The 15724-nt window shown below is 52.7% G+C and carries 17 protein-coding genes; 8 read left to right on the plus strand and 9 right to left on the minus strand.

The features are described 5' to 3' along the window. The first annotated feature begins 38 nt into the window (after positions 1–38). Positions 39–3662, plus strand: a complete 3624-nt coding sequence (locus RJT50_RS17650) for an Eco57I restriction-modification methylase domain-containing protein (RefSeq protein WP_310930795.1) — start codon at positions 39–41, stop codon at positions 3660–3662. 48 nt (positions 3663–3710) lie between these two features. Here the strand turns inward: RJT50_RS17650 and RJT50_RS17655 are convergent, their stop codons facing one another. Then, positions 3711–4388, minus strand: a complete 678-nt coding sequence (locus tag RJT50_RS17655) for a tyrosine-type recombinase/integrase (RefSeq protein WP_313696097.1) — start codon at positions 4386–4388, stop codon at positions 3711–3713. A 125-nt stretch (positions 4389–4513) separates the two neighbouring features. Here RJT50_RS17655 and RJT50_RS17660 point away from each other — a divergent pair, with 125 nt between their 5' ends. The 3 genes from RJT50_RS17660 (at position 4514) to RJT50_RS17670 (ending at position 6002) form a co-directional block, all read left to right on the plus strand. Further along, positions 4514–5080, plus strand: a complete 567-nt coding sequence (locus RJT50_RS17660) for a hypothetical protein (protein ID WP_313696098.1) — start codon at positions 4514–4516, stop codon at positions 5078–5080. 57 nt (positions 5081–5137) lie between these two features. Further along, on the plus strand, positions 5138–5572 hold the full coding sequence (locus RJT50_RS17665; RefSeq protein ID WP_310930793.1) for a TRAM domain-containing protein: 435 nt from the start codon (positions 5138–5140) through the stop codon (positions 5570–5572). A 157-nt stretch (positions 5573–5729) separates the two neighbouring features. Next, complete coding sequence (locus RJT50_RS17670) at positions 5730–6002, plus strand: hypothetical protein (protein ID WP_220581122.1); 273 nt, start codon at positions 5730–5732, stop codon at positions 6000–6002. Between the two features lie 85 nt (positions 6003–6087). Here the strand turns inward: RJT50_RS17670 and RJT50_RS17675 are convergent, their stop codons facing one another. The 4 genes from RJT50_RS17675 to RJT50_RS17690 all read right to left on the minus strand — a co-directional run bounded on the left by RJT50_RS17675 (position 6088) and on the right by RJT50_RS17690 (position 8244). Next, positions 6088–6783, minus strand: a complete 696-nt coding sequence (locus RJT50_RS17675) for a nucleotidyltransferase domain-containing protein (protein WP_310930791.1) — start codon at positions 6781–6783, stop codon at positions 6088–6090. After that, positions 6780–7454 (minus strand): helix-turn-helix domain-containing protein, encoded by a 675-nt coding sequence (locus RJT50_RS17680; protein WP_310930790.1) that lies wholly within the window; start codon positions 7452–7454, stop codon positions 6780–6782. The genes RJT50_RS17675 and RJT50_RS17680 overlap by 4 nt, the downstream gene beginning before the upstream one ends. Positions 7455–7766: 312 nt before the next feature. Then, positions 7767–7907 carry a hypothetical protein gene (locus tag RJT50_RS17685; protein WP_313696099.1) on the minus strand — a complete coding sequence of 47 codons (141 nt, stop codon included), beginning with the start codon at positions 7905–7907 and terminating at the stop codon, positions 7767–7769. Then, the gene (locus RJT50_RS17690; RefSeq protein WP_313696100.1) at positions 7900–8244 is read right to left on the minus strand and encodes a hypothetical protein; all 345 of its coding nucleotides are present in this window, start codon (positions 8242–8244) and stop codon (positions 7900–7902) included. Before RJT50_RS17690 ends, RJT50_RS17685 begins: the two co-directional genes overlap by 8 nt. A 227-nt stretch (positions 8245–8471) precedes the next feature. Here RJT50_RS17690 and RJT50_RS17695 point away from each other — a divergent pair, with 227 nt between their 5' ends. Beyond that, complete coding sequence (locus tag RJT50_RS17695; RefSeq protein ID WP_310930788.1) at positions 8472–9206, plus strand: hypothetical protein; 735 nt, start codon at positions 8472–8474, stop codon at positions 9204–9206. A 276-nt stretch (positions 9207–9482) separates the two neighbouring features. Here the strand turns inward: RJT50_RS17695 and RJT50_RS17700 are convergent, their stop codons facing one another. Continuing rightward, on the minus strand, positions 9483–10904 hold the full coding sequence (locus RJT50_RS17700; RefSeq protein WP_313696101.1) for a hypothetical protein: 1422 nt from the start codon (positions 10902–10904) through the stop codon (positions 9483–9485). 206 nt (positions 10905–11110) lie between these two features. Between RJT50_RS17700 and RJT50_RS17705 the strand changes: the two genes are divergently transcribed. Both RJT50_RS17705 and RJT50_RS18780 read left to right on the plus strand, forming a co-directional pair. Continuing rightward, entirely contained in the window at positions 11111–12835 is a 1725-nt protein-coding gene (locus tag RJT50_RS17705; protein ID WP_310930786.1) for an SIR2 family protein, read from the plus strand. Between the two features lie 348 nt (positions 12836–13183). Continuing rightward, complete coding sequence (locus RJT50_RS18780) at positions 13184–13321, plus strand: DUF7837 family putative zinc-binding protein (protein WP_458262304.1); 138 nt, start codon at positions 13184–13186, stop codon at positions 13319–13321. 147 nt (positions 13322–13468) lie between these two features. On the opposite strand, the gene RJT50_RS17710 is transcribed toward RJT50_RS18780, so the two are convergent. From RJT50_RS17710 to RJT50_RS17720, 3 genes are all read right to left on the minus strand, one after another. Next, entirely contained in the window at positions 13469–13744 is a 276-nt protein-coding gene (locus RJT50_RS17710; protein ID WP_310930785.1) for a PadR family transcriptional regulator, read from the minus strand. 154 nt (positions 13745–13898) lie between these two features. Beyond that, positions 13899–14354 carry a hypothetical protein gene (locus tag RJT50_RS17715; protein WP_310930784.1) on the minus strand — a complete coding sequence of 152 codons (456 nt, stop codon included), beginning with the start codon at positions 14352–14354 and terminating at the stop codon, positions 13899–13901. Further along, positions 14338–14550 carry a KTSC domain-containing protein gene (locus RJT50_RS17720; protein WP_310930783.1) on the minus strand — a complete coding sequence of 71 codons (213 nt, stop codon included), beginning with the start codon at positions 14548–14550 and terminating at the stop codon, positions 14338–14340. Before RJT50_RS17720 ends, RJT50_RS17715 begins: the two co-directional genes overlap by 17 nt. Positions 14551–15151: 601 nt before the next feature. Here RJT50_RS17720 and RJT50_RS17725 point away from each other — a divergent pair. Then, complete coding sequence (locus RJT50_RS17725) at positions 15152–15535, plus strand: hypothetical protein (RefSeq protein ID WP_310930782.1); 384 nt, start codon at positions 15152–15154, stop codon at positions 15533–15535. Positions 15536–15724 lie beyond the last annotated feature (189 nt).

Consider the following 15724-nt stretch of genomic DNA (forward strand, 5'->3'; position numbering starts at 1 on the left):
CCATCATTTTCATATGAGTAAAGCAACTTTCAGGTGGTATGACTCTCCAGCAGATCACCGCATCCGATATCGCGGGCTGGGACTCTTTACAGGATATAGCGAACTCCTTTGAAAAACGCGGGCTCAAACCACGCCCGAAACTTGGGGGCGATAACGAACTCGTAGTCCAGCTTGATGATGACGAATTCATCGTCATCGTCAATGCTGGCCCCGGTGAGACTGCCACGGACTTCAAACCGGAAAATCGCTCACGGCATACCAACCTCGTTGCCACCAACGATTTCGAGACCTTCACCTTCATTACGCGAGTCCGAAGCTGGGAGGGGCAGCAGCACGGTCGAATTAAGCATCAAAAGATTTCGTTCTCGAAGGAGCAGTTCACGCGGGACAGCGGAGAGAAGAACACTATTCTCCAGAAGCTGAACTCGATCGAGTACGGTTCCTCTGCTGCGATATACGATACGCTCTACGACACGCAACAGGTCGTCAAAGAGTTTTATGAACAGTTCGAGGAACTCCGGACGGATCTCATTCAAGAGGTCACGGGCATTCCCGACGACCGTGGTGACGCGAAGCAACGATATGTGCAGGTCATTCTTGACCGGATGATATTCCTATACTTCATCCAAGAAAAGCGCCTCCTTGATCGGAACCCGAACTACCTTCACGAACAGCCGAATGAAGTCGTTGACGAGGGCGGTGACCACTACGAAGAGTTCTACGAACCGCTCTTCTTCGAATACCTCGCAGAAGACAAGCAGAACCCTGATTTCGGTAGTCTTCCGTACTTGAACGGTGGCTTGTTCGCAAGGAATCCTGTCGAAGAGGAGTTCCAGGACGCGAAGTTAGGTGGCCCTGCCGAGAAAACGAACGAGCTCTTCGACGATATCCTCGACTTCCTCTCCGACTGGAACTGGAACGTAGACGAACGACTCGATATCGTCGATCCCAAGAACCTCTCCCCAGCGATATTGGGCCACATCTTCGAGCAAACGGTCAATCAGAAGGAGATGGGGGCGTACTACACACCGGAAGAAATCACGGGGTTCATGGCCCGACGGACGATCCATCCATATCTGCTCGATCAACTCAACGAGGCTGTGGACGCAGACTACGACGAGATCGACAATGTGTTCGGATTCCCCGTGCCCGAGGCAGATAGTAGCGCAGGAGCTGTTGCCGATGGTGGAACTATAACTCAGCAAGTTCCAACGGGAAACGTCCAGACCAGCCATGTGGAGACTCTATACCACGACATTCTGAAGGAAGCACACATTCTCGATCCCGCCGTAGGAAGTGGCGCCTTCCTGCTCGCCGCACAGGAGGTGCTGATGGACCTATACATGCAATGCATTGAGTATTTCCAGCGGCTCGAAGCTGAAGGGCAAGGCTGGGAGCTGGAGAGTCGTAGTCGTGAGGAATTAGAACGTATCGAGGGTGGGCATGGTGGGGAGTCGCTATACGCCAAACGCTCGATTATTCTGGATAATCTCTACGGGGTGGATATCGACGAGGGCGCTGTGGAGATCTGTAAACTCCGTTTGTGGCTCTCGATGGTTGCGGATATCGAAGACGAGCCAGGGGAGGTCGAACCGCTCCCGAATATTGATTTCAACATACGGCAGGGGAACAGTCTAATTGGATTTACAGATCTCATCGAAACCGTCAATGAACAGGGTGATACCTCACTCACAAACTATGGAATCGGTGAAGAAACACCGGTTAGCGAGTATTATGAGGACGTAATCCACGCTCAGCGGAAACACAAACGGGCAAATTCCTCAAAAGAAGCAACCAACGCCCGTCGTCAGGCAGAGTCGCTCATCACCAGCTACAGTCAGAATCTGGACAACAAGGTGCTAGATGAGTTCCATAATGCCGGCGCTGAAATCACTCTGGATCAAGTTCAAGAATTCCACCCCTTTCATTGGATTCTCGAATTCGCGCTAGTCTACGACCAGGGAGGTTTTGATCTTATTATCGGGAATCCTCCTTGGGACCAGCTTCGAGCGAGTCGCGATGATTACTTCGTCAAGTTTGATGAGCAGTTCCGGTCCCGGATGCCTTCGAATAAGGACGAGATGCAGAAACAGCTGCTGGAAGACGAGGAGATTGCCGAGGGATGGGAGGAGTATCAAGAGCAGATAGAGAAGCAAATGCGGTACTTCACTGATGGTTCTGAATACATCCTCCAGAAACCTGTTATTGATGGACGGAAGGATCCAAATGAAAACAATCTTGCGGCACTCTTCTTTGAGAGATTGTTCGAACTCGTGAGCGACGAGGGGTATGTAGCGCAAGTTCTACCCGGAGTGATCTTCAGTGGCTCTTTCTCGAAAGATCTCCGGATGAAACTTTTGAATGATGCGGAAATACAGTCGTTGGTTGGCTTCGAGAATCATGGAATATTCGGTGATCTTCATCGACAGTATCAGTTCGCTGTTCTCACGTTCAAGAACCAGGGGGAGTCGGAGCAAATCAAGGGAATATTCGATCAACATGATGTTTCTGTCCTCCGTCATTTCGACGAAAAAGCGGTTGAGATCCCACGAGAAGTACTAACCCAATATTCGTTGAAAGCGCGGATATTCCCCAATATTACCCATCCTGAGGAAGTGGGTATCTTGGAGAGTATTGTCTCACACCCTCCGTTGGGAGAAAAAATCGACAATAAATGGAACGTCACTCCGCACCGTGAACTGGATCGATCACGGGCGTCTGACCGCTTCGTCGAAGAGGAAAATGAAGGTGACTACCCTGTGTACGGTGGAGCAAACATTCACCAGTTCCAGCACGACAATACGTTCGATTCGAGTCTTGATTCCCCTTCACTATGGAGTGTCGATGAAGATCAGCCTGATCTGAGCGCTAAATACCGTGTTCGGGAACGGGCGTACAACGGTGGAACGCCGAAAAAGGACATATACGAAGCGTTTGGTGGACCGAAGACCAGCAAATCACAGAAGGGATTCGTCAACGATCTTCTTCAGGAACACCGTGGACAGGACCTCTGTATGGATGACCTCCTTCCAGACTTCACGGAATACCGGATTATCTACCGAGATATCGCCCGACCTACCGACGAACGGACAATGATTTCGACTGTGTTACCCAAAGGGCTCGTTTGTGTTCACACACTCCAGACATTTTCGCCATATGAAGTCAATCCGGAGCAGGACGATCTCTCAGAGTATCCCCTGCGTTCAATCTATGAACGTGCCTACGATGACAAGGAACTGTTCGTCATCACCGGTTTACTGAACAGCATTCCGTTCGATTACCTAATGCGGACGAAGGTCGATTCACACATTGTCCGGTTCAAACTGGAAGAATCACAGGTCCCGCGTCTCACAGAGGGCGACAACTGGTTCCACTATATTTCTGACCGGGCGGCCCGACTCAACTGCTACGGTAAGGAGTTCGAGGAGATGCGGGAACGGCTCGGCGGAATTGATCCCGCTAAAGAGGAATCAGAGCGTCGGCGACTTCAGGCCGAAGTTGATGCAGCTTCTTTCCACGCCTACGGACTCGATAGGGAGGAAATGCAGTTCGTTCTTGATGACTTTCATCGGGTGTCGAATCCTCGAATTATGACGGAAGCGTACTTCGAGAAGGTCGCTGAGAAATACACTCATCTTGGAGACGTAGGGCCAATGGAGTAACTTCTTAGCTAGCACTACGCCGGTTCATGAATGTTAGTCCATTCAGGCTTACTGATGAATGCTGTCCAGCGCTCGTCGGGTCATCGCTCCGTCGACATTCAGATATTGACGTGCCGTGGTGATGTCCTCCCACCCGAACATTGCTCGGAGAGCGGGAAGATCTAAGCCTCTTCCGGCGTGATAAGACGCTGCTGTTGCACGTAATCCATGTAATGAGGTTGCGTCGTTAGACAATTCTGGGGACCGTTCCAAGGCAGTTTCCAGTCGCCGCTGTAAGGTCGAGAACGAATACGGCCAGCCGCCATGTTCGTCAAGTAGTAATTCAACCGCGACTCGGACTCGATACGAAAAGTGGTACGGAACAGTTCGGGAAGCGGCTTCCGTTTTCGGGAGCCAATAACGCTCAGCAAAGCTCTGGAAATCTGTATTGGGATTGTGTTCCAGCCGTTGTTTCACCGCCTGTCGACAGTATCCACAGATACCGCCATCTCTCCCCTTCGTACAGTTTTGCTGTGTGGGAATCTGGATCATCTGCCGCTCTCGATCAACCCACGATTTCGACAAGTGCGTTGTTTCTCCTGGTCTAAGTCCAAGACGGCCTCCAAGGAGAATGGCCGCTCGTGTTTCGAGTCTCTGTTGTGTATCATCTATACGCCCAGCACCTTCTAACAGTAGTTCGAACTCGCGTTCGCTAAGGGCCCTCTCTCGTGTTGCTACCATATCCATCGCTGTCTGTCGATACAAAGATAATCCGCTTCTTCTTCGAGTGGCAAGGTGAATCGGTTCACTGCCGCCAGAATTGCCGTCTGATATGACAGGAAATACTTATGGGTGCCCTCCGGACGAAGCGTATGGGACTCTTTGAGACCTTATTTAGCTCATCCACTGGGGATACTGTCCCTCAGGCACAGCAACCGAGTCAGCACGAAATCTTCCCCGAGGACAAGTACAATGTCGCATACGCTGTAGCCGCTCGGCCTGAAGAAATTCGGGCGTTAGAACATCTTCTAGAAGCGGATCAGACCTCACCGACCGCCCTGGAGGCTGAGCCTTTTCTTCAGGATATAATCGAAGATATGGAACGGGATCGGGAATACTCCCTCCGCCTTCGCACCTCTGGAGAGGAGCTCGTCGACGATATCCGTGAACTCATAGAGCATTGGGACAATCAGGTAGATGAGCAGATAGGGACGATTTGGTGGCCTATCGGAGCAGATACGACCTTTAGGTTGTACCTCCATTATCTGGAACTCCGTGCTGACGCGGAAGATGACCAATTTTCGTTCCCGGAGTCTGCTGGACAGGTTCACACTCTCGTCCAGCGTGGTCTTAGTGCAATAGAAGATGATGACGACTCGAAACTCGCTGTAGTCCACAAGCGAGACATTCCTTGGGAAGAACCAGCTGAGGACAGCTGATCCAGTTCGCTCCTTCTCAAAGAGACCGATTAATTGTATCCAGTATCAAACCCAGCTATGGTAGAAATCTCAGACTCCCTGTGTTCGCTGTTCACTGCGAAAATTAAGAAGGAGGATGGCACATTCGTCATCGAGATTCCACCGAGTGAGATCAAGCATGGGGCGCTGACTGTTGATGAAACGTACCGCATCGCTCTTCTTGATTCATCCTCCGAAGCTGAATCAACATCTCCACAGAGCCCACGGCATCCCGCCTCTCAGGGGAGCACGAGCCATGATTCATCTGGTCCTCCTGTTGATGAGGGAGAAGTGCGCGACGTGACAATCGAAACCGTCGGTGATCAGGGCGATGGTATCGCAAAAGTCGAACGGGGGTACGTCGTGATCGTTCCCGGCGCTCAGCCCGGCGACGAGCCAACAGTCGAAATCGAACAAGTTCAGGAGAACGTCGCGTTTGCGAGCATTGTCGATAGCGATCCGCGAGCACTCTAACCTGTTGTCCCTTCTGTGGATCGGTCTTCTTCTCGGTAAACCATCGGTGTGAGAAGGCTCCGTTCGCGTTTGTCTGATGGAGGTGGTTCTGAAAGTCACGTCACGTTCTCTTCACGCGCTCGCGATGGCACAACCCTCCAAAGCCGAAATACAATCTATGACAAAGGAGCCGATTGAGGTACTCGACGACCTGGCCAACCAGGTCGCCGATGAGTTCGAGGCGTATAGACAGCCGGACGAATTCAAGGATGTCTCGCTCGTGATTGAGAACAGCGACGAGGAGCGTCCGACGCTAATCGTCCACGTCGATAGGGAGGATGCGGAGGCTCTTGCCGACCGCATTGATGAGTTCCTCCGCGAGCACGGTGCTCGTACTGAACGGGAACGACACTCAGCTACGGATGTCCGTGTGTTAGCGACGGTCGACTGACAACCACCCCTCCAATTTTTTGACTGACTGCAAGCACCGCTGAAGGGCCTTATCTTCACTTCTGGTCAAGGGAGTCCCGACCGATTCAGCTCAGGTGGTCAATCTGTGCAGACAGATACTCTTGGAGACCGGTGACCGTTTCTTCTGAGACAGCTGAGGCCCCGAAGTCACTCCGAAATCCGTGCTTGAGTTCGTCGCTCTCCAAGATATCCAGTCCACGCTCAAGTTGCTCCCGTAGGGCATTGTCGTCCCCTCGCCGCAGATGGGGCGTGACAGCGTTGAGGTCGATCTCTTCAGCCACTGCCAGGACGTCTCGGAGGTCCGTTTCTCGGCCACTGTGGAGCTTTGCCGCCACGAGGACGGCCCCATCGATGACTCTGGCCGTCGTCGTCACTGTGCCCCCGCTCACCTCCTGTTGGTGGCTGTGGTCGTACAGGTAGTCGAACGACCACTGTGCCTCCGTCTGGCGACACCCGAGTCCGTTTACCAGGAGATCGAAGCCGATCGGCTGTTGCGGCGTGAGCCGCTTTTCGTACTCGATTACTTCGGTGTCGTAGAACCATTTCTTGGCGTGACTGTCCGTTTCCTCGAATCCCTGCTGTTCGAGGAACTCGACGAAGTCAGCCTTGAAGTCCGGCGCGACGACGATATCGAGGTCCGTGGAGAAGCGAGCATTGAACGCTGAGACAGCGTAGCCGCCAACAAGAACGTACTCGTGACCCTGTTGGGTGAGCTCCTCGAGCAGCTCGATGAGTGCGTCACTTCGGTTGTTGAAGCTCATGGCTGTGCCCGTTCAGTCTCTCGATACGTGACGCCGAGGTCGAGGTCCTCGTACATCCGGTCGAGCATCGCCAGCGCCGACTGGAACTGGGCGTAGTTCTCGCGCATATACTCGATTGTCTCTGCTCTCGGGATCACCGGGTACCCTTCGACGTACTCGATATCGAGTGACGTGCGTGGCTCGAGGACGATCTGCAGCGGACCGTCCAACTCGTCTCCGGGCTGTCGCTCGAAAGCAGTGGGGAGGTCGAACGACTCGAAAAACGCCTCCCAGGCGTCGACGTCCTGCTCACGAACAGCGAGGAACAGTGGATAGTCATCCGGATTCCGCCCTACTTGGTAGCCGCCTTGGGTCCACACGTAGACGGCGTCGATCCGCGTAAACGCGGACGGCCAGTCGCCGAACTGAGGGATAACATAGGCTTCCTCGATGGAGGGTGGACTGACGCCGGCGCTGGCAGCGACGAGTTCGCGGGCTGCGTCACGGATGTGCTCGTCGACGACAGCAAGCCCGTCGTCATAGGAAACGTAGCCTGCGTCTTCGAGCCGATTGACGGCCTGTCGCACCGTCTCGTACGGCGTGTGGAGGTGTTGGGCGACACGACGGATGGAGTCACCACTCTCGATGGCGAGGATAATCTGCGCCGCCGTGTCGTCGAGAACCTCGTACATCTGGTGGTTACCAATAATCCGGTAACAGTTAAAAGTCTTACTAGAGGTGCGGTTAGAGTGACTCCGACTGACTTCGATAAACGCGTCAGCTCGCTGTGTCTTGAAGCCGTCACAGTCCTAGTAATGCGGATCGTGATTCAGTTCCAATGTGGGGACTTGTTGGCCGAGAGCGGCGACGGCGAGGGCCGTACAGCAGGCGTGCGTACCTGATCCCTCTCCGGATGTTGTTGAACAGGTCTCAGGATCGTCATCGCTGGCGTGGAAGAAGTGACGAACGCGTTGATCGCTATTACGGGGGTGGAGAATACCTCGTCATTCGGTTTGCTCGTCGGCGGTTTCTTCGAGTTGATTGCCTTCGTCCTCGTCGAAATCATCCGGAGTGTACGTCATCGGGGCCAACTCGTCGTCACCGAGATCGAGAATCGAATAGAGCGCTTCGACGAAATCATACACGGGTCCAGGCGACAGGTCTGTGAGGCTCGCGATCTGCCGGATCGTGACGTCCCTTACTGTGTGCCATCACGAGATCGTATGCGAATGCGAACGTGATGATGCCGTAGTCTGCGAGGACCCGCTCGATCGCGGGGGACTCGTTCTTCTGGGCGATTCCCTCGATGAGTTCGGGCGTGATCGAGACTTCCGTCTCGCGGACCGTCAAAGCCAGTTCGAACTCTTCAACGGTGTACACGGCGGTCCCGTCATCGTCACCGACTTTGCTGGTCAGGCCCGCCTGCTCCAGATTACTGACGGCATCGTAGAGCGCCAGCTCGTCCTTATCGGGCATCGTCATCACCAACTCAGCGGATAGAGCTTCTCGTAGTAGTTCTCCAACACTTACGCTTCGCCGTTCTCAGCGTTAGCTTGCCGGATGTATTGGCACCCTCCGTGTACTCATTTTCGAGATTAGTGGTCATTGGAAGGCATCTCTCGCTAAGAGATTGATCGGTGGATAACGTTCTGTGTTTTGTCCGATATGCGTCTTGTATCTTCAAGTGAGACAGGACGAATGTAGGCGCTATGGACGAAGAACTAGCTCTGGATCTCGTTCGAGAACTCCGCAGCGAATACGAGGAAAACGCGGTGATAGGACGCGAAATACAGGGTGAGACAGTTCAGAATCGTCATCAGGACTCATTCGAGATTCGTGCAAATCGGATCCCTATTCCGTATGATTGGGTAAATGGAGATGATCTCCCCGAGATATCCAAAGTTAATCTTCCATCCGTGGTTTCCGGCTTCCATCAGGCAGAACGCTGGTTCTTGATCGATCGGCTTTATGAGGCCGATAATGTCCCGACAGTGTCGATTCCGGAGATTACGCATAATAATCTCGTAAAGCCGCTGTCAGAGGTCTACGATCCAACCCATCTCTATGTTCCCCAATCTGAGCCATTTCTTGGTGTTCAGTCACGACAAGCCATCAATAGCGTCACTGACTCCTTTGATTCCCTCGAAGAGGTAGGACTGAATACCGACAATCGGGAGGATGTGGACGCCTGTTATGCGATCCGTGGAGACTACATTCGACTTGACCAGTGTACTCGTCTTCCGTTAGACCAAGCAGAGTGGCTCCCCGACAGAACTGCGACCCCTACGAATGAGCAGATTCCGGAACATCCGCTATATTGTGCGTACGGGACGTCTGAGGACATTGAGGCTGAGTATCTGCTGGCTGTGGCCTCTGTCCTCTCGAAGAACCCCACTATCCGAGACAACGCAGCTGTGAGGATTGAATTGGGAGATGATGCGTGATTCTGTCGGGGGTATGATCCCTACTCTGCCCATCATTTGATACTTCCATTTAAATTCCAGACACGATAAGAAACAAGACCTAGCAGCCAGGCCGTACTGCCGTCCTAGCCATAATTTCGTATTCGTTGCACTGTCAGCTTTTACGAACGAGACACGTGCTCTATATTCAACGCGGCCTCAACGATCTATCGACGACTGAGGATTTCAACAGAGTCACTTTACCTCCCATCTGGAGATTGGGGAGCATATCTTTCCACCGGGTCTACAGCCGTACTCTTAGCTGAGGTTCTCGTCAATTTCGGTCGCCGCTTGGATAATCAAGTCAGTACTAACCGCTGGTCCGAACGTCCGCATGAGGACAGACTGTGATTCATCAAACATACATTCGGCCAATAACCTACCATACGCGGTCAGCTCCCACCCATCCTTACTCCCGGTTAGTACAGGCCGCTGCTCCCACTTTCGGCCCGCAAGATCCGTACAGATCTGGGTGACTTGCCCTTGATATGATGTTTCGGAACCGATATCCCGTGCTATCTGTTTCGAACTGATCGCGCCCTTACTGTTGTGAATGGCCGAAAATACGTCAAGCGCATCTAGTCCGCGAGTTTTCTTCTCCTGGATTCGATCGGCATCTGTCCGACAATGGCGATACAAAATATTCCGTTCTAGAATTCTACACTCTTCGACTAGGGTTACCACACGGTCATATTGGATGAACTCCTCTAGCTCAAACTGCTCTGCTGGACCGTGTTCGGCTTGAAAACCACCCCAGTGTCCAGATGATCCGACTGGATAATCCGACTCGATGCTGTTGTCGATCAAAACGAAGAGAAGATCCCGACAGTCGATACCCCTCTCGTTCACTCCTGTTTCCTGCGAGTCAGTATCGCCTCGCTTTTCGAGCACCCGAGAACGGAACTCTGACATCGATCGTCGAGGGGCAATCGGTTCCGGTGCTTCGTTGAGGATCTCTCTAAGCCGGGAGATCATCGCCGTTCGATGTTCATCCCACAGATCGCCTTGCACTCGCCACTCACGCTCCCATTCAGCCCATTCACGATCGTATGTCAGCTCATGCTCGAGCTGTTTTTGAAGGGCTGAAATGATCTCGTTCATGTACTTTTGCCGTTGCTGCATTAATTGATCACCGAGTCCGGCTGGTCTGTGGTCGAAATAGAGCCCTTCAAGAAAGCCGTAGGCAATATCTTGTAGCACTTCGTCTTCGTCCATCTCACCCGGAGCAAGTGAGAGTTTCCGGGCTAGCTCACCGATATCCCTGCCGAATTCCTTCGTACTCGACATCGGACGGCCGATGTCTGTCTCAGTGTCAGAGGCCATCCGACACGCTTCTACGATCTCCGAGTCATTGCTGGGCTCTTCAAAATCGGTAAGCTCTGGGGCTCTTTTCCTTCGGGTTGACGGTTGGACGGGGTACTCGTCGAATCCGAGTAGACCAACCCATCCGTCCTTCCACGACCCCTCTGTGAGATAGTCGTTCGCGTGGAGTAAGAAAATGTCCGCTAACAGGTGGTCGATCCGATATCCGAGGCGGTTGATCTTCGTCTCGATTCGGGCCTCCATATTCGTTTTCGATTCGCCCCCTGGGTCTCCCGACCGGATATACCTCCGTTCAGCTCCGGTTAGTGCGTATGCGGGGCTCCCATGTGTGTCCGCTAGCGGTTCGTTTTCGCTCATCTGTACCAATATGTCGGGTAGGAAATCGTATAAAAATGGCCTGTGGAAGTACTGCCAGCTACTTCTTTAAATATCGGTTGCGAGCCCACTTGTGATCGACCAGTGGTGCAATCACAGAGGGCTCGGGTTGATGCCGGTGCTCAGAGCCCCCGTCGCAACGTGAGTGCGAACAATGGAACTATTGGCTCCCACTGGGATGCTCTGACATGGTCAACAACGAAACAAAGCTTTCCTTCTCAGTAAAAAACAACCCTGGCGTCTTCGCCTTATTACTGGGTTCAGGAGCTTCTACAGAGGCTGGCATCCCTACTGGATGGGATATTGTCCAGGACCTCATCCGAAAAATTGCTGACCAGTACGACGAAGAGATCGAATCGGCCCCCTCCGAGTGGTATGAGAATACATTCGACGAAGAAGCGAGATACGACAATGTCATTGAGCAGGTCGCTCAATCAAAGGAAGAGCGACGATCGCTGCTGGAAAAATACTTCGAGCCGACTGCTCTCGAACGTGAACAAGGTGAAAAACTCCCTACCGAGGCTCACAAGAATATTGCTTGGTTAGTTGAGGAAGGGTATATCGGGATCATCATCACGACAAACTTTGACCGATTACTCGAGCACTCCTTCATTGATCGGGAGCTCACTCCGCTGGTCACATCATCCGCCAGGGACGTCCGAGAGGCAGAACCGCTGCAACATCAAGAATCGCTCATCCTCAAAGTCAACGGTGACTACAAGGATGTCAATCTGAAGAACGTCTCTGACGAGCTTGACGAGTACGAGGATAGTGTTGCGAACCTTCTCAGTCAGGTTTTCTCAGAATACGGGCTCATCGTCTGTGGGTGGTCAGCACGCTATGATACTGCCCTGCAGGAGCTTCTAACGGACAACGCGTGTGACCGCTATCCTACATACTGGGCGAACTATGGCGGCTTGGAAGACGAAGCACGTGCGATCATCGATGACCGGGATGCAATACAGATCCCTATTGATGGCGCAGCCGCCTTTTTTACAACGCTCACGGAGAACGTCCGCGCTCTCGAAGGCGCAGAACGCGAGGGACCATTAACTAACGAAATCGCCCGGGAACGCACCAAACGGTATCTGAGCCAATCAGAGAAGAACATTGCTCTCGGCGATCTCTTCCGAGAGGAAACAGAACGGGTGTATCAACGGATCTTCTCCGAGGAACGATATTCACTTGATCACGAGGTTGATCGCGACGCTGTATACCAGCGGTTTGAGAGCTATGAACAGGAACTGAGTGTCTTGGCGACCGCAGCTGCCACGTGTGCCTACTGGGGGCCGAAAGGCGAGAACGGTGGTCGCTTCGCATTAGAAAATATGATCGAGCGCTTAGGCTCACCGCCAAGTCCTGAAAGCCGTACCCGTATGGGGTCGTGGATGGCGCTTAGACAGCGATATCCGATTGCTTATCTTTCGTACGCGGTGGGCATCACAGGTATGGAAGTTGCTAATTGGGATGCCGTGCGAGCAGTTCTGCGTGAACCTGAACTCGAGAACTTGCGGGGTGATGTTGCCCCGCTTCGGCAGATTCATCCGTGGGAAATTGGGACCGAATTTCCCGACGGAGGCTGGGGAAATCGGAATCTGCGACCGCGTCTGAAATCTGCTGTCCGACCGATTCTCTCCGAATATATCCCGTCAGATACGCGCTTTGAGGAGCGTTCACGGGAGTTTGAGGCGCTGCTTGACTTACTTCTCCTCGTCTCGAAGGAGGTCGACGAGGATCAACGGCTTCCTCACTTCGAGCAAAACTACTACAAAGAAACGCTGAATTCCTTGGAAGCGGAACTCGAAGCGAAAGGTGAAGATTGGGGGCCAATACAGATCGGGTTGCTGCCGGCTGATATTGATACTGTAAGCGCCTATCTCTCGAATCTTGAATCGCGCTTTGATCCATACTAAGCCACTTTGGGGAACACCAATGTGTCTCTTCATCGACTACTGAGCTTACAGCAGATCGGCATCCTCCTCGAATTTAATCGGACAGCGCTCCAATCTATAAACGCAATCTATGAGGTCGGACTTGGCGAGGAGGTGCCGCCACGATACGTCGTCCTCGATCTGGTGAGGGCTATCTTGGCAAATGCCGTATTGGTGATTTTCACTCCTCCTTCGCTGAGATGGCCTTCTCGTCGAGGAGACTCATCTCTGCTACCACTTTCACTTTGGTTCACTGAGATATATGTGGGCCCGTACCCTTAGAGAGAAGCAGAGGGCAGTGCGTCCCTCCGTCACACGCTTCACATTCATATGAGCACTCAGGCCCCACACCTCGGTGACTGCCCGCACTGCGGTAGTGAGATTCTGTCTCATCATACGCTGATAGAGTATGCAGGCGGTGTCTGGGCCGAATGTCCCGAGTGTCGGGACGTCGTCGACCCACAGTGAGTCTCTATGTTACGCGTCTTAAAGCGGCTGTCACCGAGCTCGACTGATACAACGGAACTGTTCGAATGTCGGTCTTGCGGGACCAGTTTAGATGAAGGCCAGGAATCCTGTCCCGAGTGCGGCTGTAGTGAAATCGCTCGGTACGAGTTATAGATCGACGTACTGGCGTTCCCAGTCACGTCGAGCTTCGAGTTCTCGCTGACCGCGTTTGGTAACTGTATAGACGTTTGTCCGGCGATCTTTCTCTCCTTTCTCGACGAGCCCCTTTTCGACCAGCGTATCGAGGTTGGGATAGAGACGTCCGTGGTGGATCTCTGATTCGTAGTACTTTTCGAGTTCGTCTTTGATTGCGAGGCCGTGAGGTTCCTCGATACCTGCAGTGACCGTGAGCAGATCACGTTGGAAGCCAGTGAGATCGTACATCCTTCCGCGCAGGTTTACCCGCTCTTGGTATAATTCTACAGGATTACAGGATAGTCAGCGACAGGAACACGATCTGTCCGACTACTTTTCTGGTAGTTGGATACGGGCCTACATCCTAGAATCGTACTCTCCGCGAGTACCTGCTCTACTAGATTTATCGGTTAAGCAGTGAGGATATCCGATCCCAGTCAGCGAGGGCTAGGAGGGCGAGGGCAATGATGAGTCCCAATCCGAGAATGCCACTTCCGACCCAGAGCCGGATGTCCGTGAATTGGAGCACCTGCGTCATACCGACGACCAGTGGGATGAATCCAAATACAAGGAAACCTGCATAGGGGAGGTACTTTTCGCCGATCCGTTCAAGGAACACTCGTTTTGCCCGGGCATTCTCCTGTGCTGCGACAGCGTTCGCCCGTTCAGTTATTGCCCGCTCTCGGTCGGCGGCGGCCTGTTCGTATTCCGCTAGCGCACTCGCTGCTCGTTCAAGTCGATCTAACTCTTGGTCTGAAAGATCAGCGAGTTCCTCGTTTTCGATCCGTAATGAGGTTTCTGAGGGATCAAATTCCGGCTGCTCAAATTCGAATGGGTCGGTGTTATCGGATTCGCTCATATGGAAATTTGTCCTTGATGCGTCGGTGATGGTATTTGCCGTGTGATGCGGCGTTCATCAACCCGTTGTAGACCGATTCCGGGACGTTGAAGTACTGGTACACCCGGCCACCGTGGAACTCGATTTCCAGGGTATTTGTTGCGGAGTCGTAGCCGACACTTCGAAGGTTGCTGGAGGAGACAGGTGTTCTATTCATGCTCTTGGTGTTTTTCTATGTGAGCAGTGTATTTGACACTCGATTCTCACCAATTGATAGGAAAAGAGCTACCATAAGCTTTCGCCGGCCGGATAACCGATATCTCACGGCCGCGAGAGGGAGTTGCTGTTTATATCAACGAACCTCATTATTGAGAGCCACACAACCTAGTGAAGAAGCTCTGTTGAGACGTCAATAGCGGGTACGATTCGGTCGGAGTGGCTTCTAGTCGGTTAGCCACTCATCAAGTACTTGGCTAGTTTCTAGATGCACATTACGTAAACCAGGATTTCGACTGGTGGGTGTCGCTCTACATATAGCGGGATGGGGTTCATACGAACCGTCCTAACTATTCGAGTCGAGGTGTCTGGGAACGTTGGCACGAAGTACTTATAGATGCCTTTCGGACGCCCAATATGGGCCTCTTCGAGACCTTGTTTAGTTCATCCACCACCGATTCCGTGCATCAACCGCAGCAGCCAGCGCAGCACGAAATTTTTCCAGACGATGAGTACAACGTGGCGTATGCTGTCGCTGCCCGTCGGGAGGAACTCGGCGCTTAGAACAGCTTCTCGAAGCGGATCAAACCTCCCCGACTGCCGTGGAGTCAGAGCCACTTCTTCGGAAGGTCATTGATGATATAGAGCGTGAGGGAGAACCATCTCTTCGCCTCCGTGCCTCGGGTGAGGAGCTCGTCGACGATCTTCGTGAACTAGTGGAGCAGTGGGACGATCAGATCGATGGTCAAATTGGCACAGTGTGGTGGCCGATTGGGGCGGATACCAGGTTCAGGTTGTATCTTCACTATCTGGAGCTTCGCGCAGACGCGGAGGATGACCAATTTTCGTTCCCAGAGTCTGCTGGGCAGGTGCATACCCTCGTTCAGCGGGGACTCAGTGTAATCGAAGACGATGACAGCTCAAAGCTTGCAGTAGTCCATAAGCAGGATATTCCTTGGGAAGAACCGACAGAGGCTGCTGATTAGAGCCGTCTCTGGTATTTCTGCCTTTCTGGTGACGGAGGATCTACTGATCAATTTCCTATTGTGTGATATCTGTTCCTCATAGTGGGTAGAGGAAGCGCTATTTCTCGCCTGTCTCTTCGTTGCTCGCGAGAGCTATTCTAACCCACGCATCAAATCCATCCGTTCAATTCATATACCTAATCTATGCAC

The organism is Halobaculum sp. XH14 (assembly GCF_032116555.1).
Lineage (GTDB): Archaea > Halobacteriota > Halobacteria > Halobacteriales > Haloferacaceae > Halorarum > Halorarum halobium.